At 69.6% G+C, this 17,277-nt stretch carries 10 protein-coding genes; 6 read left to right on the top strand and 4 right to left on the bottom strand.

Annotation, left to right across the window (positions count from 1 at the left end; all coding sequences use genetic code 11):
• Positions 1-6: 6 nt before the first annotated feature.
• From BC102111_RS09415 to BC102111_RS09405, 3 genes are read left to right on the top strand one after another with little or no spacing between them, the layout of a single operon-like run.
• Positions 7-1,470 (top strand): benzaldehyde dehydrogenase, encoded by a 1,464-nt coding sequence (locus tag BC102111_RS09415; RefSeq protein WP_063249952.1) that lies wholly within the window; start codon positions 7-9, stop codon positions 1,468-1,470.
• A 58-nt stretch (positions 1,471-1,528) separates the two neighbouring features.
• Positions 1,529-2,806: an MFS transporter gene (locus tag BC102111_RS09410; protein WP_063249951.1), complete on the top strand. Its 1,278-nt coding sequence runs from the start codon at positions 1,529-1,531 to the stop codon at positions 2,804-2,806.
• Positions 2,803-3,978, top strand: coding sequence for a PrpF domain-containing protein (locus BC102111_RS09405; protein WP_063249950.1), 1,176 nt, complete (start codon positions 2,803-2,805; stop codon positions 3,976-3,978). The genes BC102111_RS09410 and BC102111_RS09405 overlap by 4 nt, the downstream gene beginning before the upstream one ends.
• Before the next feature lie 162 nt (positions 3,979-4,140).
• Here the strand turns inward: BC102111_RS09405 and BC102111_RS09400 are convergent, their stop codons facing one another.
• The 3 genes from BC102111_RS09400 to BC102111_RS09390 form a co-directional block, all read right to left on the bottom strand.
• Complete coding sequence (locus BC102111_RS09400) at positions 4,141-7,011, bottom strand: ExeM/NucH family extracellular endonuclease (RefSeq protein WP_101624164.1); 2,871 nt, start codon at positions 7,009-7,011, stop codon at positions 4,141-4,143.
• A gap of 186 nt (positions 7,012-7,197) precedes the next feature.
• On the bottom strand, positions 7,198-7,878 hold the full coding sequence (locus tag BC102111_RS09395) for an HAD family hydrolase (RefSeq protein WP_101624163.1): 681 nt from the start codon (positions 7,876-7,878) through the stop codon (positions 7,198-7,200).
• 95 nt (positions 7,879-7,973) lie between these two features.
• Positions 7,974-11,405, bottom strand: coding sequence for a bifunctional proline dehydrogenase/L-glutamate gamma-semialdehyde dehydrogenase (locus BC102111_RS09390; RefSeq protein WP_101624162.1), 3,432 nt, complete (start codon positions 11,403-11,405; stop codon positions 7,974-7,976).
• 185 nt (positions 11,406-11,590) lie between these two features.
• Here BC102111_RS09390 and BC102111_RS09385 point away from each other — a divergent pair, with 185 nt between their 5' ends.
• Positions 11,591-13,171: an FCD domain-containing protein gene (locus tag BC102111_RS09385; protein ID WP_101624161.1), complete on the top strand. Its 1,581-nt coding sequence runs from the start codon at positions 11,591-11,593 to the stop codon at positions 13,169-13,171.
• Positions 13,172-13,180: 9 nt separating this feature from the next.
• On the opposite strand, the gene mgtE is transcribed toward BC102111_RS09385, so the two are convergent.
• A complete protein-coding gene (gene mgtE / locus BC102111_RS09380) occupies positions 13,181-14,512 on the bottom strand; it encodes a magnesium transporter (protein ID WP_101624160.1) in 1,332 nt (443 codons plus the stop codon).
• A 305-nt stretch (positions 14,513-14,817) separates the two neighbouring features.
• Here mgtE and udk point away from each other — a divergent pair, with 305 nt between their 5' ends.
• A complete protein-coding gene (gene udk / locus BC102111_RS09375; protein ID WP_101624159.1) occupies positions 14,818-15,426 on the top strand; it encodes a uridine kinase in 609 nt (202 codons plus the stop codon).
• Positions 15,427-15,492: 66 nt separating this feature from the next.
• Positions 15,493-17,229: an HNH endonuclease gene (locus tag BC102111_RS09370; RefSeq protein ID WP_101624158.1), complete on the top strand. Its 1,737-nt coding sequence runs from the start codon at positions 15,493-15,495 to the stop codon at positions 17,227-17,229.
• The last annotated feature ends 48 nt before the right edge of the window (positions 17,230-17,277 follow it).

The following is a 17,277-nucleotide window of genomic DNA, read 5'->3' as shown; positions in this document are numbered from 1 at the left end:
ACCACGATGAGCACGGACACGTTCCTCGGCACCGACTGGCACGGATCGATCTTCACCGGGGCGTGGAGCCCAGGCGGAGGCGAGACCTACCCTGTCGTCGAACCCGCGACAGGTCAGACCCTGGCCGAGATCGGTGCGGCGAGCGCCGACGACGTCTACGCGGCGGCCGCCCGTGCCGCCTCCGCCCAGAAGCAGTGGGCGAGGACGACCCCGGCGGAGAAGGCGGCGGTGCTGCGCCGGGCCGGTGACCTCTGGGCCGAGCACGCCGCGGAGATCGGCGAGTGGATCGTCCGCGAATCCGGGGCGATCCAGCCCAAGGCCGACCTCGAGACGACGATGGCCGCGCAGATCTGCTACGAATCGGCGAGCCTGCCCAGCCACCCGAAGGGCGAGGTGCTGCCCTCGAACGAACCGCGCTGGTCGTTCTCCAGGCGCCTGCCCGCCGGAGTCGTCTCGGTCATCGCACCGTTCAACTTCCCGCTCATCCTCTCCATCCGCTCGGTCGCGCCTGCGCTCGCCCTCGGCAACGCCGTCCTCCTCAAACCCGATCCGCGCACCGCGGTCTCCGGTGGCGTGACCCTGGCCCGGATCTTCGCCGAGGCGGGACTCCCTGAGGGGCTCCTCCAGGTTCTGCCCGGAGGCCGGGACGTCGGCGAAGCCGTCGTCGACGCCCCCGAGGTCTCGGTCATCTCCTTCACCGGGTCGACCGCGGCGGGGCGGAAGGTCGGTGAGGCGGCCGGTCGCCTCCTCAAGCGCTGCCACCTCGAACTCGGCGGGAACAATGCGCTCATCGTCCTGCCCGGTGCCGATCTGGCGGCGGCCACCTCGGCGGGGGCCTTCGGATCCTGGATGCACCAGGGGCAGATCTGCATGACGACGGGCCGTCACCTCGTCCACGACAGCCTCTACGACGACTACGTCGGCGCCCTGTCCGAGCGCGCCCGGAACCTGCCGGTCGGCAACCCCGCCGCCGAGGAGGTGGCGCTCGGGCCGATCATCGACGAAGGGCAGCGGAGACGGGTTCGGGACATCATCGACAAAGCCCAGGCCGACGGCGCACGCCTGGCCGCGGGAGGGGCGGGGGAGGGCGCGTTCGTGCCGCCGACCGTGCTCGCCGACCTCACGCCGACGAACCCGGCGTGGACGCAGGAGATCTTCGGCCCGGTCGCCCCGGTCGGACGCTTCTCGACGCTCGAGGAGGCGGCCGAACTCGTCAACGCGAGCGAATACGGGCTCTCGCTCGGCATCCTCGGCGATGTCGGGATGGCCCTCGAACTCGCCGACCTCGTCGACACGGGCAAGGTCCACATCAACGAGCAGACCGTCTCCGATGAGGCCAACGTCCCCTTCGGCGGGATGAAGGACTCCGGCAACGGATCCCGCTTCGGCGGGGCGCAGGCGAACATCGAGGCCTTCACCGAGACCCAGTGGGTGACGATGCGCCCGGAGATCGCTGCGTACCCGTTCTGATCCCTGCCCCGCCTCACCCCTGCCACCGCCTGGCCCGACCACACGACCGGAGACACCGATGTCCGCACCCGCCGCTCCCTCCCTGCGCCCTGCCGGGGAGACCCGCTGGCCCGCCGTTCTGTGCTGGCTCGCCGTCGCCCTCGAGGGCTTCGACCTCGTCGTCCTCGGCGCCGTCATTCCCCAGCTGCTCGCCACCGGCGCGCTCGGATTCACCCCGGAGGGGGCGACCCTCGCGGCGACGATGAGCCTCGTCGGCGTCGGCCTCGGGGCCGCAGGCGTCGGACCGATCGTCGACCGGGTGGGCAGGCGCTGGACGATCATCGTCTGCGTGATCGTCTTCTCCGTGTTCACCCTCCTCGTCGCGTTCGCCCCGAACGTCGCCCTCTTCACGCTCTTCCGGTTCATCGCCGGGCTCGCTCTGGGCGCGGTCATGCCGAGCTGCCTCGCCTACATCAGCGAGCACAACCGCTCCGGCAGGACGGGGAAGGCGACGACCCTGACGATGACCGGGTACCACGCGGGTGCCGTCGCGATCTCCCTGCTCGCCGTCTTCTACTCCCACAACTGGCATCTGCTCTTCATCGCCGGCGGCCTCGCGGGGCTCCTCCTCGTGCCGCTGCTGTGGTGGAAGCTGCCGGAGTCGAGCGAGTTCCTCGCCGCGAAGGCGGCTGTCGGTGCCGGTGCGTCGACCCCCGCCGAGGCGGTCCCGAAGCCGGGCATGGCCTCGCTGTTCACCGGCCGGTTCGCCCTCGTGACGATCGGCGTGTGGCTCGGCAGCTTCATGGGCCTCCTCCTCGTCTACGGGCTCAACACGTGGCTGCCGAAGATCATGGCCGATGCCGGCTACGAGGTCTCCGATTCCCTCGTCATGCTCCTCGTCCTCAACCTCGGCGCCGTCGTCGGCCTCGTCATCGCCGGCTGGCTCGCCGATAGACACGGCACGAAGCGCATCGTCCTCCTGTGGTTCGTCCTCGCAGCGGTCTTCCTCGCGGTGCTGAGCATCCCGATGACGAGCCAGGTGCTGCTCAACCTCATCGTCTTCATCACCGGAGTCTTCGTCTTCTCCGCGCAGGTCCTCATCTACGCGTTCGTCTCCGGGATCTACCCGGCGACCGTGCGCGGCACGGCACTCGGCATGGCGTCAGCGATCGGTCGACTCGGCGCGATCACCGGGCCCTTCATCACCGGCACCCTGGTGGCAGCGGGCATCGCCTACCCGTGGGGGTTCTACCTCTTCGCCGTCGTCGCCGTCCTCGGCTTCGCCGCGATGGCGATCGTGCCGAAGTCAGTCGCTCCCGCGGCAGGGGAGGGGCGTTCGACTACCCTGGCCTCATGACGCGATGGATCGACGCCGCCTTCGTCCGCGGCGGGACGAGCAAGGGCGTGTTCTTCCGCGCCGACGACCTCCCGCCGCTCGCGGACGACACGGGTGGAGATGATCCCTCCGCGGGCCGAGACCGCTCCGCGTGGGATGCGATCTTCACGGCCGTGATGGGCTCGCCGGACGCCTTCGGCCGTCAGCTCGACGGCATGGGCGGCGGGATCTCGTCCCTGTCGAAGGTCATGGTCGTCTCCGCCTCCGAGCGTCCCGGCGTCGACCTCGACTACACGTTTGCGCAGGTCGAGATCACTGAGGCGACCGTCGACTACTCCGGCAACTGCGGCAACCTCTCCTCCGGAGTCGTCCCTTTCGGCCTGCTCGCCGGGCTCATCGACGCCGGCGACGGATGGCACGTCTTCCGCCTCTTCAACACGAACACGGGCAAGCTCGTCGACGTCGGACTCACCGTCGAGGGCGGTCAGGCCGCCGTCGACGGCGACTTCACCCTCCCGGGAGTACGCGGCACAGGCGCGCCGATCGAGCTCATCTACCCTGACCCTGCAGGCAGCAGGACCGGTGCGCTCCTGCCGACCGGGAAGGCGAGCGAATCGATCGATGCCGATGGGATCATGTTCGATGCCACCCTCATCGATGCGACGCTTCCGCTCGTCATCGTCCCCGCCGCGGCTGTCGGCCTGAACGGAGACGAGCTGCCCGAGAGGATCGACGCCGACGGACCTGCGATGCGCGTCATCGACGACCTCCGGCGGAACGCGGCCGTGCGCATGGGGCTGAGCGAGACCCGGGAGACCGCTCCGCAGGTCGTGCCCAAGGTCGCCGTCGTCACCCCTCCGACGCCGACGCGTCTCCTCGACGAGACGACGCTCGCCGCGGAGGACGCCGACATCGTCGTCCGGGTGATCTCGATGGGGCAGGCGCACAGGGCCGTTCCCGGCACCGCAGCGATGTGCCTGGCGGCCGCGGCCCTCGTGCCCGACACGATCGTCAATCTCATCCTCACCCGCTCCGAACGCCCTCCGGCAGGACCCGAACTGAGGATCGGCACGCCCTCCGGTGTCGTCACGGCCGCCGCTGTGCGCGATGAGAACACCGGGTCGGTCACCGCGGCGTCCCTCTTCCGCACCGCGCGCGTGCTCATGCGCGGACAGGTCGCTGTCCCGGACTGAGACTCGCCGTCCCGGACTGAGAATGCTGCTGTCGTGGGCTGTGGCTCGGAGATGACACGGGCCGAGACAGGCGTGAGCCCCGGACCGAGCGGTCCGGGGCTCACAGTCTGCTCGGGGCTGCGACTGGGTCAGTGCTGTGGCTGCATCAGCGCGTCGGCGAGATCAGTGCTCGGCACTCGCCTTGCGACGCCGAGCGATTGCCACGGCTGCGGCTCCGACGAGCAAGAGGCCCGCCGCGATCGACACCGGCGCGGTGAGCTCGGAACCGGTCCGCGGGAGGTTCCCGCCGCGGCCTGCATCGCTCGCGGAGGTCCCATTCGCCGAGGTCCCATTCGCGGTGCTGCCGGAGTTCGCGCCGGCTGAAGAGCCCTGCCTGCCGCCGTCCTCGTCAGCATCGTTCTGCGAACCGTCGGAGTCGGCACTGCCCTGATCGCCGTCGGAATCGTCCTGTCCGCCGTCGGCGTTCCCATTGTCCTGCGAGCCGTCGGCCTCGGCATCGTTCTCCGCGCCGTTGTCGTCCGCCGTGGCGTTCGCCTGGGCGCCGTCGGCGTCATCACCTCCGCCGCTGCTGTCCTCGTCGAAGAGACCGACGAGAACGGGATCGTGGTCAGAGGCGCGGAACTGATTCGGCTCGTAGAGGTCGCTGATGTTGTAGTTGAAGCGGCTGTACTCGAAGGCGAGCGGTTCGACGGAGTTGATGCTCCAGATGTCGGCTCCGGTGACCGCGTCGAACGCGCTCGTCGGCAGGTCCGCCTGGCTGCCGGTGCCTGCGGTCCCGGAGGTGTCGAGGGCGAGGATATGGTCGAGGCTGCCCGTCCGACCCTTGAAGACGTACGTCGACTTGTCCGTCATCTCCGAACCGACGTCCTTGTACCCGGACTCGTAGAGGACCTGCATCGGGTCCTCCTGCGTGTACGAGTTGAAGTCGCCGAGGAGGTAGACGTAGTCGGAGTCCGCTGCTTTCTGCTGTTCGCCGGCGAAGTCGACGAGCGATTTCGCCTGCTTGACGCGGTCGGCGTTCGAGAAGCCCTGCCCGTCACCGGTGTCCTCGTTGCCTGGGCCCTCGCCCGAGCCCTTCGACTTGAAGTGGTTCGACACGGTGACGAAGGTCTTCTCGGCCTCCGGGGTGCCGGAGGCATCCTTCGGGGCGTAGGCCTGGGCGAGCGGTTCGCGCGCATTGGAGAAGGCGTCTTGGTCGTCGAGGATGACGGACTCACCCTGCGGGGCCACCTCGGCGGGCTGATAGATCTGCGCAGTGCGGATGACGTCCTCGTCGGCGGGAACCTTCTCCGGGGAGGGGACGAAGGCCCACTTCTCCGACCCGGCCGCCTCGTTGAGGCGGTCGACGAGCGTCTTCAGCGCGGCGTCGCGGTCGTCGCCGAACCTCGCTGAGTTCTCGATCTCCATGAGCGAGACGACGGAGGCGTCGAGGGTGTTGATCGCGGTGACGATCTTCGTCTCCTGGCGCTCGAGGCTCTCAGCGGTCGCCGCACCGCGGGCATCGCAGCCCCCGCGGACCGTGATCGGGTTGCCCTCGCGGTCCTCGTAGAACGTGCAGCCGGGGACCTGGTCACCGGTCGTCGTGAAGTAGTTGAGGACGTTGAATGCCGCGAGACTGACCTGGCCGCCGACCGCCTCAGGCGTGTCCTGTCGGGTGTTCGTGAACGTCGCCGGCTGGACCGCCTCGGCGTTGGCCCCGGTCAGACGCGTCAACGGCTGGAACCGCCACTTGCTGTGGTCGAAGCCGAGGACGACGGGCGAGGTGAACGTCGCGCTCGCCCCGACGCGGACGGGAGCATCCTCGGTGAGGTAGGGCAGCGGGACGTCCTTGTCGCTCTTGAGGTAGTCGACCGTCGCACCGTCGTCGAGGACAACCTCGCGGGCGAGGTTCTCCTCCTCGATGGCCTTCGCCTCGGCGCTGCCGGGACGGGCGACATCGGTGGGCTGGCGCAGGACCCCGTCGCCGGTGGCGAGCGTGACCTCGCCGTAGGTGTTCGTGTTGTAGTTGTCGGTCACGGTGAGCTCACCGCTCGGCTGGAGGAGCATGCCCTCAAGCGCCTCGCGCTCGGCATCGCCGGTGGGGAACGCCTCCTCGACGGGCTTGACCGCCTCGGCGGGTTCGTCGAGGGTCGTCGCACCGGAGGCGGCGACGCTCATCTGGGTCTGGCCGTAGCGTTCGGACACGGTGCCGGTGAGTTCGAGGTGGTCGCCGATGCTGATGTCGCCCACGGTGTCGGGGGAGTAGACGAAGATGCCGTCGGAGGCCCCCGGGGTCGCGTCCTCGGCGCCCCCGGTGCCGGGCGTCTGCACGTAGTAGCCGCCGAGCCCACCGCTCGGGTAGGCGGCGGTGACGACGCCGCGGGTCCTCACCGTCTGGCCCTGCAGCGGACTCTCCGCGCCGGTGCCCTGGATGTCGGCGATCGGGGTGATCTCCCTGGGCTCGGGGTTCTCCCCGCCGTTACCGTCGGGCAGCACGTTCGGGGTCGGGGGAGCCGAGGTCCACGAGCCGTCGACGAATTGGATCGACTGCCCGCCTGCCGCGACGGCACCAGTCGGCTCGGCCTCCTGGTCGACGACGGGATCCGGGGTGTACGTCCCTGACTTCCCCGTCACACCCCTGCCGCCTGTGACTCCGCCGATCTGGTCGAAGTCGATGAGGCTGCCCGAGTCGTCGATCGCGAACGCCGAGGAGCCGTACTCGCCGTCAGCGGCGGAACCGGACTTCACGGAGTTCGTGATCGGCACCTCGATCGCCAGCGCCCCGGAGTCGCCGACGGTTGTGCCGTCGGGAACCGTGACGGCGTTCTCGGCGGCCTGGACGCTGCCGCCACGGGTGACCGAGCCGATCGTCCACCCGGAGAGATCGGTGCCCGGATCAGCGGCGATCTCGATGAAGTCGGCATCGAGGGTGTAGCCGATCTCGCTGATGTGCGGGCTGACGGCTGCTGCGGCCGGGCCGGTCGGCGCGACGAGACCGATACCGGCGACGAGGCCGAGGACAGCTGCGGAGGAGAGGGTGGTCGAGACTTTCATGGAGGCCTTTCGGGTCACGATGGCACACGGAGTCACAGAGGCAGGAACCCTTGCACACTATCGGGCCCCATGGAGGCGACGACGGCAACCATGTGAACGCGATGTGAACACTCGGGAAGTCCACTGAATGCTGGAAGTGTGACCGAGCCTACATGGAGGTCAGGACATGGGCGGGGAGCCGCGCTGTCAGCCCTGCGGATCGACGATCACGGCTTTCTCCGCTGCGTCGAATCGCACCTTCCCCATGTCGGAGAGCCGCACCTCGGCGGCTAGGGGGATCTGCGGGTCGGCGTTGATGCCGATGACCGTGCAGCCGGCGGCGGTGGCTGCCTGTGATCCGACGGGGGAGTCCTCGAAGGCGACCGCCGTCGCGGCGGCGAGCCCCAACTTCTCAGCCGCACGGAGATAGACGTCGGGTGCCGGCTTCCCCTGCTCGACGTCGTCGATCGTGACGATCGCATCGAAGAACCCGAGCAGTCCCGCTCGGTCGAGGAGTCCGCGGACATCGTCGCCGCGGCCGTTGCTCGCGACAGCGATGGGGACGGTGCCCGAGAGCGCCCGGTCGAGTTCCGGTGCCCCCGGCATGGGGGAGAACACCTCGGCGAGGGCGGCCGTGTAGTCACGGTCGACCTCGGCCGCCGTCGGCGCAGTCCCACTGCCGGCCTCGACTTCGGAGCTCACGCGCCGCAGCTGCTCCGCCGCCTCGGCGCCGGTCAACCCCCGGAACGACTCCGCGGGAACCCCACCGGCACCGAGGCGGTCGAGGTAGGCGGCCATGAGGTCGATCCACGGCTGCTCGGAGTCGACGAGGATGCCGTCGCAGTCGAAGATCGCACCGCCGAGAGGAATGGTCTGTCGAAGAGTCACAGCGTAACTCTAGCGGCAACCCGAAGGGCGCTCAGCCACCTCTCGCAAGGTGGCTGAGCGCCCTTTGGGTCGCTGGGGTGATCAGGCTCGGGTGATCACGCCTTGAGTTCGGCGGCGAGCTCGTGGAAGTCACGGCTCGGGTTGCCGAAGCGGTGCAGCGTCATCGACACGGCCTGCTCCTGCACGTAGTAGCGCAGCTCGACCCGACCCGAGGAGGTGACGGGCTCGTCGATGACGGCGACCTCGGGACGCTTCGCCGCAGCGGCGAGCAGCTCCGGCTCAAAGTCGCCGAGCACGCGGATGCGGGCACCGACGGTGTCGTCGTACCTGCCGTCGGCGACCATCGTCGCGAAGACCCCGGCCGATTCGGTGCGGGAGGGCACCCCCGCCTCGGTGACGGCGATCTTCACATCGGCCGAGACGTCCTCGGCGACGCTCAGCTGCACCGTCGACCCGACGGTCGCGGCTGCCGAGAGCGAGCGCTTGAAGTCGAAGACGGTCGCGGCCGAGGTTACGCGCAGGGTGACGGGACGCGGACGGTAGCGGAAGATGTTCGCCTCCGAGCGCAGACCCGTGTGGTCCTTGGCCGCACCGAACTCGGCCTCGAACCAGCGCTTGTCATCGGCCTGGGCCCGCTCGAGGCTCTGCCCGCCGCCGACCGAACCCGGCAGGGTCGCCGGATCGTCGGTGTAGTGGCCGAAGAGCATGAGGTAGTTCGGACCGCCGGCCTTCGAACCGAGCCCGACCGAGGACTGCTTCCAGCCGCCGAAGGACTGGCGCTGGACGATCGCTCCGGTGATGCCGCGGTTGATGTAGGCGTTGCCGACCTCGACGCGGTCGATCCACTCACGGACCTCCTCGGGGTCGAGGGAGTGGATGCCTCCGGTGAGACCGAAGTCGACGGCGTTCTGGAACTCGATCGCCTCGTCGAGGTCCTTCGCATGCATGAGGCCGAGCACGGGACCGAACACCTCGGTGAGGTGGAAGAACGATCCCGGCTTGACGCCCTCCTTGATGCCCGGGCTCCACAGGCGACCGGTGTCGTCGAGCTGCTTGGGCTCGAGCAGCCACGACTCGCCGGGCTCGAGCGTCGTCAGCGCACGGCGCAGCTTGTCCGAGGGATCCTCGGTCAGCGGGCCCATCGTCGCCGAGAGGTTGACCGGCCAGTCGACGACCATCGAGGACGCGGCGTCGACGAGCTGCTTGCGGTAGCGCTCCGAGTCGTACGTCGACCCGACCATGATGCCCAGAGAGGCGGCCGAGCACTTCTGTCCGGCATGGCCGAACGCCGAGTAGACGAGGTCGGCGACCGCGAGGTCGCGGTCGGCGGCCGGGGTGACGACGAGCGCGTTCTTGCCCGAGGTCTCCGCGTTGACGTGGAGTTCGGGACGGAACGACTTGAACAGCGACGCGGTCTCCGAGGCACCGGTGAGGATGACGCGGTCGACATCCGGGTGCGAGACGAGGTGCTGGCCGAGCTCCCGCTCGATCGGGGCGCACAGCTGGAGGACGTCCCGGGGGACACCGGCCTCCCACAGGCATTCGACGATGAGCGCCGAGCAGTACGGCGTCGGCTTCGAAGGCTTGTGGATGACGGCCGAACCCGCGGCGAGCGCTGCGACGGTGCCGCCGGTCGGGATCGCGATGGGGAAGTTCCACGGCGGGGTGACGACGACCATCTCGTCCGGGTGGAACGTCGCTCCCTCGAGCTTCTCGAGCTCGAGTGCGTGGAGTGCGTAGTAGCGGATGAAGTCGATGGCCTCGGAGATCTCCGGATCCGACTGTGACGGCATCTTGCCGACCTCAGCGGCCTCGACGGCGATGAACTCGCCGCGGCGGGCGGCGAAGACCTCGGCGGCGCGGTGGAGGATCTCCCCGCGGGCTGCAGCGCCCATCTCACGCCAGTCCTTGGCGGCGGCGCGGCCCTTGGCGATCATCGCATCGAGTTCGTCGGTGGTGTCGATGCGCGGCGCCTGCGGGCGGGTCTCGAGGTAGCCGGGAGCGGTCGCCTCGGCGATGATCTCCTTGACCCACTTCTGGTTCGCCGGCAGGGAGGGATCGGTGTCGGGTTCGTTGGCGAAGACGACCTGGGCGGGACCGGGAACGTGCGGGGCCGAACGGTCCTGCGTGCGATTGGGCGCGGGAGCGGCCTCACCGTCGGCGGCGAGCTCGGCCTCGAGCTGGGCGACCGAGGCGCGGAAGCGGTCGGCTTCGCGGTCGAAGATCTCGTTGCCGTTGGCGAGCTCGAAGATGCCGGACATGAAGTTCTCCGTCGCGGAGTTCTCCTCGAGGCGGCGCACGAGGTAGGAGATCGCGACATCGAACTCCTTCGGGTGCACGGCCGGGACGTAGAGGAGGAGGTCGCCGACGTCCTCGGTCACGGCTGCGGCCTGCTCGGTCGCCATGCCCTGGAGCATCTCGAACTCGACGCGGGAGGTGACGTCGCGCTCGACGGAGAGGTGGTGGGCGAAGGCGATGTCGAAGAGGTTGTGCCCGGCCACGCCGATGCGCAGGCCTTCCATCCGCTCGGGGGTGAAGAGCCAGTGGAGGACGCGCTTGTAGTTGGCGTCGGTCGACTGCTTCGAGTCGCACGTCGTCGTCGGCCAGCCGGCGACCTCGGCGTGGACGGTCTCCATCGCGAGGTTCGCGCCCTTGACGAGGCGGACCTTGATCCCCGCACCCCCGGCGGCCACCCGCTGGCTGGCGAACTCGCTCAGGCGCTGGATCGCTCCGAGCGCGTCGGGCTGGTAGGCCTGGATGACGATGCCGGCCTCGAGGTCCTTGAACTCCGGTTCGGAGAGCAGGCGGGTGAACACGGCGAGCGTGAGCTCGAGGTCGCGGTACTCCTCCATGTCGAGGTTGACGAACTTCGCGCCCGTCGGGGCCTTCGCGGCCTGCGCGTAGAGGGGGCGGAGGCGGTTGACGACGTACTCGACGGTGTCGTCGAAGGCCCACATCGACAGCTGCGAGGCGACCGAGGAGACCTTGACGGAGACGTAGTCGACGTCGTCGCGGGCGAGCAGACGGTGCGTCTCCTCGAGGTGGTGGTCGGCTTCCGCGTCACCGAGGACCGCCTCGCCGAGGAGGTTGATGTTGAGTCGGTGGCCCTCGCCGGTGAGCTTGGCGACGGTCGAGCCGAACTGCTTGTCGCGGGCGTCGACGACCATGTGCCCGACCATCTGGCGCAGGCGGGTGCGGGCGGCGGGCACGACGACCTGCGGCATCACCTTCGCCAGTGCTGCACCGGCCTTGATCTGCGCACGGTCGAGAGCCGACATCGTCGCCGGCGCGAGCTTGCCGACCTCGTTCAGCGCGTCGGCGGCGGCGTGGACGTCATCGGTGCGCACGACGCGGTCGACGAAGCCGACGGTGAAGTCGAGCCCGTTGGGATCGGAGAGGACCGCCGAGAGGCGCTCCGCGGCGGGGTTCTTCGCCGCCGTCTTGTTCGTCGCGACCCGCAGCCATTTGCGGACCGTGTCGACCGAGCGGGTCGTCAGCGCTTCGAGATCGGTGTCAGTGTGCAGCACCTGCTATCCGTCCTTACTTCTAGTGGTTGTCCCCGGTGTTCGGGAGTCCACGTGGTCGTCGTCGGCCGCCTGCCCCCGCCGTTGTCCCCTCAGTATGCGCCGGGCCCAACCGGGGGTGAATGGTCGGCGACCGCCCGCCGAAACCTTTGAGTCAGAAGGCGTGAGAGCGAGCGTAGAATGAGGGAATGTTCACCCCGGAGTTCCGTCGCAGTGTGGTCGTCCGTGCGGCTGCGACGTCGATCGCCGAGGCGGCCGCCGAGGCGGGGGTGTCCGAGTCGAGTCTGCGCCGCTGGGCCCGTCGCTCGGACCTGGCCGACCGTCCCCGCAGCGGTCGCCCGCAGATCCAGAGCACGGCGACCCAGGTCGTCGAAGCCCTCGTCGGGACCGCCGGGGCGCGGATCTCGGGCAAGGACTATTCGACCCGGGCGATCGCCGAGGCGACGGGTCTGAGTCAGAGCATCGTCTCGCGCGCGGTGCGGGAGATGACGGTGCCGCTGAGCGACCTCCACACGATCCGCGAGGACGGGGCCGGCGGCGACGAGGTCGTCGTCGCGGCGAGCGGCTTCCCGCTCATCGTCGTCGGATTCCGCCTCGGGGCCGGTGGCGCCGATCCCTCGCCGGTGCCGGCCCGGCGCATCCAGCGGCGCATCGCCGGGGTCGTCGCCGGCCTGCGCTCGGCCGGCGTCACCCGCTGGCCGCAGCGCTTCGGCAGCGAGCACCGGCAGACCGATGAGGCGGCGATGGGCATTCTCCTCGACGGGGTCGCGGGGATCGACCCGGTGCGGCTGCGCCTCGTCGTCTACGATCCCCTCGGCGAGGCCGCCGAACTCGTCGCCGACCCCGATGCGGGTCTTCCCGCCTTCGATGTCCTCTCCCTCCACCACGGGCCCGAGGACTTCATCGCCGCGCTCAAGGCCGGCCTTGCGCACTGCCAGGACATCCCCGGGTCGCTGCTCGACCTCGTCGCCGGTCGCGTCCGCCACGGTCTCGAGGGCGTGAGCTGGCAGGCGGGGCGGCAGGCGGACGTCCCGAAAACTTCCACGAATTCTGACTCAATGGAGATCTCGTCGTGGCTGCCGAGCTCGACCAGGTCGATCACCGAGCATCTCGCGATCGCCCTGCGCGAGGAGATCATCGACTCCGGCTACCAGCCCGGTGACCGGATCAATCCGCGCCTGCTCTCCCGCCGCATGGACGTCCCCCGATCGTCGGTCGATGCGGCGCTGCGCCGGATGGTCGACGACGGACTCCTCGACGGCACCCGGGGCGGGGCGAGGATCCCGCTCATCACGACCCTTGACGTCCTCGACCTCTACGCCGCGCGCATGGCCGTCGGCGAGGTGGTGCTGCGCTCGCTCGCTCTGCGTCCGCAGCGGTTCCTCGTCCCCGTCCAGCTCGCGCTGCGCCAGGTGGAGGCCTCGGCGGCGACCCGCAGCGGCATCGACGTCGAGGACGCCGACCTCCACTACCAGCAGGAGCTCGCCCGCGCCTCGGGTCTGCGGCAGAGCGCGCGGGCCTTCGAATCGCTCACCCTTCGCCTGCGCCTCTTCATCTCCGTCCTCCGCCTCGACTATTCACCGGCGGCCGACCGCATCCTCGGCGACGACCGAGGGATGTACCGGGCGCTGTCCCGCGGGGATGCGGAGACGGCGATCGACGTATGGCGCGGCAAGGTCGACAACGCCGTCCGCCACATGTCCGGTCTGCTCGCCCGCCGCCGCTTCGATCAGGAGCTGTGGGACCAGCTCACCCGCAGCCTGCGGTGAAGTCTGCCCTCACAGCCCCATGATCGAGATCGCGATCGTGAAGTAGACGAGCAGGCCGCTGGCATCGCAGAACGTCGAGATGAACGGCGTCGAGACGACCGCGGGATCGACCCGGCACGCCTTCGCGACGATGGGGATCGACCCGCCGACGAAGGCGGCGACGGGGCAGTTGACGATGAGGGTGAGTGCGATGATCGCACCGATCTCGAGACCGTAGAGCGGCGAGGCGATCGCGAACGCGGGAATCGCGAGGAGGAGACCGAGGAGGAGTCCGGTGGAGAACTCCTTGCCGGCGACCCGGAACCAGTCGCGCAGCCCCACCTCGTCCATCGCCAGCGCCCGGGTCACCGTCGTCGCCGCCTGCGATCCCGTGTTCCCGCCGATCCCGGTGAGCAGGGGGATGAAGAGGGCGAGGGCGACCACCTCGGCGAGGGTCGACTCGAAGATCTCGAGGACATGGACGGTGAGGACGGCGGAGACCGCGAGGACGAGCAGCCAGACGATGCGGCTGCGGGCGAGGTGGGTGATCGGCGTCGGCAGGTACCGGCGGTAGAGCGGCTGGGTGCCCCCGGAGAGCGCGAAGTCGGCCTCGTCGGCCTCGGCGATGATGCGGGCGGCGTCGTCGATGGGCACGATCCCGACGAGGCGGTCCTCGCTGTCGCACACGGGCAGGACCGTGATGCCGCCGGTCAGGGCCGCGCGGGCCGCGGTCTCCTGGTCGTCGCTCGTGTGGGTGATCTCCTCGATCGGGTCCATCACCTCGGCGACCGGAGCATCCGGCGGGCAGCGGAGCAGCTCGAGGGGATCGAGCGTGCCGAGCAGGGTCCGGTCGGGGGCGAGGACGGGGACGAGGCGGACGTCGGCGAGATCGACGTCGGTGTCGCGGATGCGGGCGGCCACCTCGGCGACGGTGTCGGCATCCCACGCGACGACGGCGGTCGGGGACATCCGGCGGGCGATCGAGTTCCGGTCGTAGCCGGCGATGGCCATGACGGCGTCGAGGTCGGACCGGGAGACCGCGGAGAGCAGCTTCGTCGCGACCCCGGCGGGGAGTTCGTCGACGAGGCGGGACTGGTCCTCGGGATCGAGGTCGGCGAAGATCGCGGTGAGCTCCTCGGTGCCGAGGGCCGCGATGAGATCGGAGCGGGTGCCGCGGTCGAGGCGGTCGAAGACGTCGACGGACTCGTGCTTGGGCAGGAGGCGGAAGACGACGGCCGCCTCGGTGGCGGGGAGCTCGGCGATGAGGTCGATCGTCGCGGACTCGCCGAGGTCGCGCACGGCGGCGGCCAGCCGCGTGAGGTCACGGTCGTCGGTCAGCGATCGGATGGTGGTGGCGTCCATGATGATTCTCCAGGCAGTCGTCGGGAGGACGCCTGGGCCGTTCGATGTCGGCAGGGCAGGGCGCGGCGGTGCCGGAGCGCAGGCGTCAGTGAATGGGGGAGGCGGTGCACAATCGAGAGTCGGAATCCATCGACGACCACCTCCTTCGACGAGCTGCGGGCATCACGCACTGAGGTGCGGATGCGGTTTCCTCCACCCTATCCGAGGGCGGGGCCGAGCGGGGAATCGGGTAGATTTGGGGAGATCATTGTCCGCAGCCGTCGGCGGCTGCGGCGGCACCCGTGGGCGAGTGGGAAAGTGCGAACGTGGAGATTCTGACAGTGGGCGTGGCCGGGGGGACCGGCAGCGGGAAGACGACGCTGACGCAGGCGCTGCTGGCCAAATGCGCAGGCGTGTCCTCGGTGCTCTACCACGACAACTACTACAAGCGGCAGGACGAGCTCACCTTCGCGGAGCGGGAGAAGGTCAACTACGACGACCTCGACGCCTTCGACAACGACCTCTTCGTCGACCACCTCGAAGCCCTGCGCTCAGGCGTCGCCGTCGAGAGCCCGATCTACGACTTCGCCGACCACAACCGCGCCGCAGAGACGACCGTCGTCGAACCCGCGCCGGTGATCATCGTCGAAGGCATCCTCATCTTCGCCGAACCGCGCATCTGCAGCCTCCTCGACATCAAGCTCTTCGTCGACACCGACGCCGACGTCCGCCTGCTGCGGCGGATCAAACGCGACGTCGTCGACCGGGGGCGCACCCTCGAATCCGTCGAGGAGCAGTACCTCGGCACGGTCAAGCCGATGCACGAGCTCTACGTCGAGCCCTCGAAGCGCAACGCCGACCTCATCATCCCCGAGGGTGGGCACAACATCGTCGCGATGGACATGATCATGCGGAGGATCCAGGCCGGGGCGTAGGGGGGTCGGCTCTCGTGTCAGGGTCGGCGCGATTCTCGTGTCAGTGGCGAGGTCTACGGTGGTCTCATGGACGTCGATCCCGTCCGGGAGCCGATGGAGGTTCCCGATCTCCTCGCCGAGGTGGCCCGGCTGCGCGCAGTCCTGCGCGGTGCCGCGCCGGCGAAGACCGAGGATGAGGCGCTCGCGCGGATCACCGCGCTCGAAGAGCTGACCGGGACGATCGTCGCCGCCCAATCCGCCGAGGCCGTCGCCTTCGCAGAGCTGCGCCGCGAGCGGGACAGGCTCAACGGCCTGCCCGTGCATGAGTGGGCGCTGCGTGCCGGCGACGAGGTGGGGCTGGCCAAACGCGTCTCACCCGGGTCGGGGCGGAAGTTCCTCTCCGGTGCCCGCGCGATCGTCACCGAGATGCCCGAGACCTTCAAGGCGCTGAGCTCGGGTGAGATCTCCGCCGAGAAGGCGAAGATCATGGTCGACGAGACGGCGACGCTCGCTTCGCCTGATCGCCGCCGTGTCGATACGCGGATGCGGGAGAGTCTGGGCCAGTCGGGTCCGCGGAGTCTGCGCGCCGAGGTGCGGGCGATGGCGATGCAGGTCGACGGTGAGGATGCCGATCGGAAGGCGCGGGAGGCCGCGAAGCATCGGAGGGTCACGCTGACGACGCTCGCCGACGGCATGGGGCGGGTGAGCGCGATTCTTCCGCTGACCGAAGCCGTCGCCGTCTGGACGGGGCTCAAGGAGACCGCCGATTCGCTCATCGCCGCCGGTGACGCGGGCGGGCGTCGGCAGCCGCAGGTCATGGCCGACACGTTCGTCGAAAGGCTCACGGGCCAGGAGTCCGCGGCCGCGGTGCCGACCGAGGTCCATGTCGTCATCGACGCCGAGTCGCTGTTCTCCGACGGCATGGTGCCCGCGTGGATGCCCGGCTTCGGGCCGCTGCCGGCGGCGACCGCGCGCAGCTTTCTCGCCGCGAACGAGGCCGAGGTCTTCATCCGGCGCATGTTCACGACCGTGTCCGAGGGTCAGCTCGTCGGCACCGAGGCGAGGGGTCGGGCCTTCACCGGACGGCTGCGGGAGATGGTGATCTTCCGTGACGACCGGTGCCGGACCCCGTGGTGCGATGCGCCGATCAAGCACGCCGACCATGCTCGGCCCTTCGCCGAGGGAGGGGCGACTTCGTGGGAGAACGGGTCGGGACTGTGTGCGTCGTGCAACTTCGCGAAAGAGCATCCCGGGTGGTCGCATGAGGCGAGTGCCGAGGGACTGACCGTGACGACTCCGGCGGGCCGCTCGTACACCTCGATGACACCACCGTTCGTCAGGCGGATGAAGTACCCGCGCCCGCCGGTTCGGGCCGGAGATGAGGCGGTGCAGGCCGGCGATGAGGCGGCACCGCCGCCGGGACCGGATTGGCGCCGGCAGCTCTCAGGCCTGCTCGAGGTGAGCACCCTGCCCCCGCGGGGGAGTCCGCCGTCGGGTGCCTCGTCGCCCCCTCGCGATCCGATGCTCGGCGATGATCCGATGCTCGGCGATGATCCGGAGTCCGGCGTTGAGCGACCGAGGGGGACCGTGGTGAACTCGCCAGGCGCGGAGGAGTCAGCACCGCCCCGCGCGGAGAACCGCCTGAGCACTGCAGTCGAGCGGAGCGACCCCGAGACCGTGCCCATCCCTCCGGGTCTCCGAGTGGTCATCGCCCCGACCGGTGGATTGATTCGTCCGGCACCCGCTCCCGCCTTGCTCAAGCGGACCGGCAGTGTTTCCGATGCCGAGGAGCTCCTGCGGACACGGATCCTCGCCGCCGGGTGAGGGCGCCTGACGCGAGCCGGTGACAGTTCTGCAACATCGCTGTCACCG

It is taken from the genome of Brevibacterium casei CIP 102111, assembly GCF_900169275.1.
In the GTDB taxonomy this organism is placed as follows: Bacteria; Actinomycetota; Actinomycetes; order Actinomycetales; family Brevibacteriaceae; genus Brevibacterium; species Brevibacterium casei.
This window is presented reverse-complemented; position numbering and strand designations above follow the sequence as displayed.